Origin of the sequence: Mesorhizobium sp. M7A.F.Ca.CA.002.04.1.1 (assembly GCF_004022805.1) — a bacterium.
GTDB classification, from domain to species: Bacteria; Pseudomonadota; Alphaproteobacteria; order Rhizobiales; family Rhizobiaceae; genus Mesorhizobium; species Mesorhizobium ciceri.
On record NZ_RZPL01000527.1, the window covers coordinates 1 to 4,172 of the forward strand.

Genomic DNA, 4,172 nt, shown 5'->3' on the forward strand with positions numbered 1-4,172 from the left:
GGGGAATAGGTATTCCCTTCCCTACTCCCCTACTCCCCTACTCCCCTACTCCCTTACTAAGCTGCCAGATCGCGCAGCACGTATTGCAGGATGCCGCCGTTCTTGAAGTAGTCGAGCTCATCCAGCGTATCGATGCGGCAGATGATCGGCACGTTCTTCACCGTGCCGTCGCCATAGGTGATTTTGGCGATCATCGTCTGGCGCGGCTTGATGGTGCTCAGTCCGTCGATCTCGACCAGCTCGTCTCCCTTGAGGTTGAGCGATGCCCATGAGGTGCCTTCCTCGAAGACGAAGGGGATAACGCCCATGCCGACCAGGTTCGAGCGATGGATGCGCTCGAAGGACTGGGCGATGACCGCGCGGACACCGAGCAGATTGGTTCCCTTGGCCGCCCAGTCGCGCGACGAGCCGTTGCCGTATTCGACGCCGGCGAAGACGACCAGCGGCACGCCTTCCCTTTTGTACTCCATCGCCGCGTCGTAGATCGATTCCTCTTCCTTCGACGGGTAGTGAATGGTGTAGCCGCCCTCGCGGCCGTTCTCGCCCAGCATGTGGTTGCGGATGCGGATGTTGGCGAAGGTGCCGCGCATCATCACCTCGTGATTGCCGCGCCGCGTGCCGTACTGGTTGAAGTCGGCGACACCGACGCCGTGGTCGGTGAGATATTTTCCGGCCGGCGACGCTGCCTTGATCGATCCGGCCGGCGAGATGTGATCGGTGGTGATCTTGTCGCCGAACAGGCCGAGCACGCGGGCGCCCTTGATGTCGCCGATCTTGCCGAAACCTGATGTCATGCCGGCGAAATAGGGCGGGTTCTGCACATAGGTCGAGTTGTCGTCCCAGGCATAGGTCTGGCCTTCCGGCGCCTTGACGTTCTGCCAGTACTCGTCGCCCTTGAAGACGTCGGCATACTTGCGGGCGAACAGCTCGCGGGTGACGTTCTTCTCGATGAACTCCTGGATTTCGGCCGAGCTCGGCCAGATGTCCTTGAGGTAGACCGGCTCGCCGTTCTTGTCCTCGCCGAGCGGCTCTGTCGTGAGGTCCTTGGTGACAGTTCCGGCCAGCGCGTGCGCGACGACCAGCGGCGGCGAGGCCAGATAGTTGGCCTGCACGTCAGGCGAGACACGGCCTTCGAAGTTGCGATTGCCGGACAGGACCGCGGCGGCGATCAGGCCCTTGTCGTTGATGGTTTTGGAGATCGGCGCCGGCAGCGGGCCGGAATTGCCGATACAGGTGGTGCAGCCGAAGCCGACCAGGTTGAAGCCGATCTGGTCGAGCTCCTTCTGCAGGCCGGATTTCTCCAGATATTCGGCGACCACCTGGCTGCCGGGAGCCAGCGAGGTCTTCACCCACGGCTTCTGCTTCAAACCGAGCCGGTTGGCATTGCGGGCCAAAAGACCGGCGCCGATCAGCACGCTCGGGTTCGAGGTGTTGGTGCAGGAGGTGATGGCGGCAATGACGACATCGCCGTGACCGAGATCATGGTCGGTGCCTTCGACGGCATAGCGCTTGGAGATTTCGGCCGCCTTCTTGTATTCGGTCTCCATCGCCTTGGCGAAGCCTTCCGGAATGCCTTCCAGGGCGACGCGGCCTTCAGGCCGCTTGGGGCCGGCCATCGACGGCACGACGGAACCAAGTTCGAGCTCGAGCAGATCAGTGAAGACAGGGTCGGCCGAGCCGGTTTCACGCCACAGGCCCTGCGCCTTGGCGTAGGCCTCGACCAGCGCGATGCGGTCCTCGCTGCGGCCGGACATTGTGAGATAGCGGATGGTTTCCGAGTCGACTGGGAAGAAACCGCAGGTGGCGCCATATTCGGGGGCCATGTTGCCGATGGTGGCGCGGTCGGCCAGCGTCATGTTGGAGAGGCCCGGGCCGAAGAACTCGACGAACTTGCCGACGACCCCCTTCTTGCGCAGCATCTGGGTGACGGTGAGCACGAGGTCGGTGGCGGTGACGCCCTCTTTCAGCTTGCCGGTGAGACGGAAGCCGATGACTTCCGGCAGCAGCATGGAGACCGGCTGGCCGAGCATGGCCGCCTCGGCCTCGATGCCGCCGACGCCCCAGCCGAGCACGCCCAGGCCGTTGATCATGGTGGTGTGCGAATCGGTGCCGACGCAGGTGTCGGGATAGGCTGTGGTTTCGCCGTCCTCGGTGTTGGTCCACACCACCTGGCCGAGATATTCGAGGTTGACCTGATGGCAGATGCCGGTGCCGGGCGGCACGACGCGGAAGTTGCGGAACGCCTGCTGGCCCCATTTCAGGAATTTGTAGCGCTCTTCGTTGCGCTCATATTCCAGCTCGACATTGCGGGCGAAGGCCATCGGCGTGCCGAATTCGTCGACGATGACGGAATGGTCGATGACGAGGTCGACCGGCACCAGCGGGTTGATCTTCTGCGGATCGCCGCCGAGCGAAGCCATGGCGTCGCGCATTGCGGCAAGATCGACCACGGCCGGAACGCCGGTGAAATCCTGCATCAGCACGCGGGCCGGCCGATAGGCGATCTCGACGCCGGCGGTGCCCTTGTCGGTCAGCCAGCCGGCCACCGCCTGGATCGATTCCTTGGTGACGGAGCGGCCGTCATCGTTGCGCAGCAGGTTTTCCAGCAGCACCTTCATCGAATAGGGCAGTTGCGAGATGCCGGTAAGGCCGTTCTTTTCGGCCTCGATGAGATCGAAATAGGCATATTCAGCGCCGCCTGCGGTCAGCGTGCGGCGGCAATTGAAACTGTCGAGGGATTTTGACACGTGCGATCCTTGTCTGTTCAGCCTGAAAGGGAACGGACGCCGATGGCATGCAATCACGCGCAAAGGTGCGGGTACGGCCATTTCCGCTGTCCGTTCCCAAGCAACCCGAGCCGTTCAAGGCGGCGCGTGCGCTGGTTCGGCGCTAATTCTGTTCCCGTGCCGACCGCTGGCACGGATGCACCGCATATAGAGAATTTTCTGGAATAGTTCTAGACAGTTGGAAAGCAATTTTGTGCGATGCGGCAGCGGCCGCGACACATGGTTTCAGGGCAGGCGAGGAATGCGGCTGATCGCCGAAAATCTGGGCGGCGAGCGAGGCGGCGACGCGGTGTTTTCCGGCATCGGCTTTGCCTTGGAGGAGTGTCAGGCGCTTATCGTCACCGGGCCGAACGGATCGGGCAAGTCGACCTTGCTGCGGATCATCGCCGGGCTGCTGCCGGCGGCGGAAGGCAGCGTGAGGATTGAGGGCGTCATGAAGGTCGAAGACGGGGGCGAAGCGTTTCCGTCTGTTGCCTCGGCCTGTCACTATCTCGGCCACCAGAACGCAATGAAGCCGGCGCTCAGCGTGGCGGAGAATTTGCGCTTTTGGCGAGACTTCAATGGCGACGGACAGCTCGGCGTCGAAGAGGCGCTGGAAACGGTCGGGCTCGGCGGCATCGGCCACCTGCCGTTCGGCTATCTATCGACCGGGCAGCGGCGCCGCGCGGCGATCGCCAGGCTTTTGGTCAGCCACCGGCCATTGTGGCTGCTGGACGAGCCGACGGCGGGGCTGGACAAGGCGGCGGAGGCGCGGTTTGCGGGGTTGATGGCGAGGCATTGCGCGGATGGCGGGATGATTGTCGCGGCGACGCATCTGCCGCTCGGGATCGAGGGGATGGAGTTGAGGATGGGGGAAGCCGGTTGATGGTGTCTGGGCGAAAGCATCTCAAACCATGCTAGCGCTCTTCCTGCGCGACATCCGCCTCAACATTCGTGCCGGCGGCGGAGCGCTGACCGGGGTCATCTTCTTCCTCGCCGTCATCGTCACCATCCCGTTCGGGGTCGGGCCGGACCTGAAGCTGCTGGCCCGCATCGGACCGGCCATCCTGTGGATCGGCGCGCTGTTGTCCTGCCTGCTCGGGCTCGACCGGTTGTTCCAGGCCGATCGCGAGGACGGTTCGCTCGATCTCCTGGTGCTCGGCAACGATCGCCATATGCTGGCTCTGACAGTGCTGGTGAAATGCCTGGCGCATTGGGCGGGCAGCGTGCTGCCGCTGGTCATTGCGGCTCCCTTGCTCGGCCTGTTCATGAACATGGAGCCGCTCGGCATCGGCGCCACGGCGCTGACGCTGCTGGTCGGCACGCCGGCCATCACGTTCATCGGCGCCGCCGGTGCGGCGGTGGCGGTGGCGCTGCCGCGTGGCGGGCTGCTGATCTCGGTGCTGG

Annotated in this window: 3 protein-coding genes; 2 read left to right on the plus strand and 1 reads right to left on the minus strand. The window is 63.8% G+C overall.

Going from position 1 to position 4,172, the window contains the following annotated elements; translation table 11 throughout:
* Positions 1–56: 56 nt before the first annotated feature.
* A complete protein-coding gene (gene acnA / locus ENZ75_RS23375) occupies positions 57–2,747 on the minus strand; it encodes an aconitate hydratase AcnA (protein WP_128278341.1) in 2,691 nt (896 codons plus the stop codon).
* Between the two features lie 280 nt (positions 2,748–3,027).
* On the opposite strand from acnA, the gene ccmA reads away from it, so the two are divergent.
* Complete coding sequence (ccmA, locus tag ENZ75_RS23380; RefSeq protein ID WP_063169544.1) at positions 3,028–3,651, plus strand: heme ABC exporter ATP-binding protein CcmA; 624 nt, start codon at positions 3,028–3,030, stop codon at positions 3,649–3,651.
* Positions 3,652–3,679: 28 nt separating this feature from the next.
* Positions 3,680–4,172 (plus strand): heme exporter protein CcmB (gene ccmB / locus ENZ75_RS23385; RefSeq protein ID WP_128278342.1); only part of this gene is annotated, 493 nt, incomplete at its 3' end.